Raw genomic sequence first — 2,785 nt, 5'->3', positions numbered from 1 at the left:
ACGTAAGAGTAACGACGACAGGCGGCACATCCGCGACATCGGCAGCGGACCAATTTACGTACATTGCCGCGCCGACGATCACAAGCATTTCGCCGACGGCGGGCCCGACGTCCGGAAGCACGACCGTCATTTTGACCGGAACGAATCTGTCAGGTGCAACGGCGGTGACGTTTGGTGCAACGGCGGCGACGTCCTATACCGTGGACTCGGCGACACAAATCACGGCAACCGCTCCGGCGGGTAGCTCGGGAACCGTAGACGTAAGRGTAACGACGMCGGGYGGCACATCCGCGACATCGGCGGCTGACCAATATACGTACATTGTGGCGCCGGCGATTACGAGCATTTCGCCGACATCGGGCCCGACGTCCGGAGGCACGACCGTCAYKTTGACYGGWACGAATCTGTCYGGTGCAACRGCGGTGACGTTTGGTGCAACGGCGGCGACGGGCTTTACCGTRRAYTCGGCGACACAAATCACGGCAACCGCTCCGGCGGGTAGCTCGGGAACYGTAGACGTAAGGGTAACGACGACGGGCGGCACATCCGCGACATCGGCGGCAGACCAATATACGTACATTGYGGCGCCGGCGATTACGAGCATTTCGCCGACATCGGGCCCGACGTCCGGAGGCACGACCGTCATTTTGACYGGWACGAATCTGTCYGGTGCAACRGCGGTGACGTTTGGTGCAACRGCGGCGACGTCCTATACCGTGGACTCGGCGACACAAATCACGGCAACCGCTCCGGCGGGTAGCTCGGGAACCGTAGACGTAAGAGTAACGACGACGGGTGGCACATCCGCGACATCGGCAGCGGATCAATATACGTGGTTTGTTTTAACGAACACGATCAGCCCGTTGTCGAATGAGACGCTAAGTGCGCTAACCGCGGGTTATGCATCGGGGACGCAGGAAACGAAAACGGTGACCGTGACGCGAACGGGAACAGGCGACTTGGTGGACTTGGAAACAACGCTAGGCGGAACGAACGCGAGTAGCTTTACGATTACACAGCCATCGGCGACAATGCTCAATAGCGGGACGCCGTCTACGACCTTTACGGTAAAAGCGAATGATGGACTCGCCGCAGGGACGTATACGGCTACGATAACGGTGTCAGCCGTGAACATGACGCCGGTAACCTTTACGGTAACGCAGGTTGTTAGTAGGAGTAGTGGTGAGACTGGCGGTAGTCCAACTACTCCGATTGCTTCTACCCATTTGGATATTGACCAAAACGGCATTATGATTGACTCGGATACAATCGACAGCAGTAAGCCGTCCGTCGCTTTTGAAATTACACCAAAAGACGGCGTTGCCTATGTCAGCATACCGGCTAGTATATTAACGGAGTTTGAGAAGAAAAACGACACTTTTTTAATCGAAATCAAGACACCTTACGGCAGTTACCAAGTGCCGGTTAATCTGGCGTCGCTCATTCCGGGGTTGAAGGAATTGTTAGCTAAAAGTAACCTTAATGCCGAGGACATTAGCTTCAAGATCTCGTTGACCGACAAGTCTGGCAATAAGGACATTCAAACTGCTTTGACGAGCGGTTTGCCGCAGTCCAACGTGCTGGGGGCGATTGTCGATTTCCAAATCGATATTGTAAACAGCAAGACCGGCCAAACGATCGGAATAGCTGACAAGTTCAGCCGTGCGCTGACTCGGATCATCCCAATGCCAAAGAACATGACCGACATGCCGCAGTTATGGGGCGCATTCCGTTATAACGAAACGACAAAGAAGTTTGAGTTTGTATCTGCGAAGAAAGTGTTGATCGACGGCGTATGGTACGTGACGATCGATTCCTATACCAACAGCGTGTACGTCGTGGTACAAAAAAAGATAAGCTTTAACGATACGCTTAAACATTGGAGCAGAGCTTATGTAGAACTGGCTGCAGCGAAAGGACTCGTTGAAGGAGTTGGCGCTGGGAAGTATAACCCTGACAAAGCGGTAACGAGAGCGGAATTTACCGCCATGTTAGTTCGAGCTATGGGACGCAGCGCATCTGTCGTCAGTACTGCGCCGTATATGGATGTCAAACAAGGCGCATGGTATTTTGATGAGGTAGCCGATGCGAAGGAGCTTGGGCTTCTCGGCTTCGAGACAGGTGAGAGCTTCAAGCCCGATCAACCATTGACCCGCGAGGAAATGGCGAGTATGCTGGCGGCCGTAATTTACCGTGAAAAGTCGTCGATAGTCAAGGATTCTGTTGAACTGAACGGCTACAAAGATATCGGAAGCGTGGACGCGGCATACTTGGAGGATGTTCGCACAATGGTTACCCTACAAATTATGAACGGTACAAGCGCGAATACGTTCGATCCGAAGGGCGAGACGACACGCGCGCAAGCGGCGGTCGTGTTCATCAAGATGCTGCAAACGCTAGGTTCAATCGATAGATAAGATTCATGGACATACCCGCTTGAGCAGAAATAAAACTGTTCAGGCGGGTTTATCCATGTCTATGGTAGTGAAACCAACAATGACAGTAGAGCGCTTGCATGGCATGCAAGCGGTCAGGGGTTCGATCCCCCTCGCTTCCACCTCCACCAAGGAAAACCCGACCTCATGAGGTCGGGTTTTTGCATTTGTAATATTTGAAAGGCGAATCTTTTTGTTGAGCTCCCTCGGAGAATAAGGTTTTTCTCACGAATACTCGCGAATTCGCAGGATTTCACATATAGATTTAAATAGGCGTTTAAATGATTACGTCACATGGGCTAGGCAGTTCCGTTTGAGGGCAGGCGGGAATAGAAGGTGTTGGTCTATTT

General features: G+C 52.7%; 1 protein-coding gene. It reads left to right on the top strand.

The window, feature by feature from the left end; translation table 11 throughout:
- A partial coding sequence (locus AB4Z29_RS32205) for an IPT/TIG domain-containing protein (RefSeq protein WP_441946948.1) occupies positions 1-2,417 on the top strand: 2,417 nt, incomplete at its 5' end.
- Positions 2,418-2,785: the final 368 nt, after the last annotated feature.

Origin of the sequence: Paenibacillus sp. 2TAB23, assembly GCF_052115165.1 — a bacterium.
GTDB lineage: Bacteria > Bacillota > Bacilli > Paenibacillales > Paenibacillaceae > Pristimantibacillus.
Note: the sequence above shows the minus strand (reverse complement) of the source record. Positions and strands in the feature narration are given on the sequence as shown.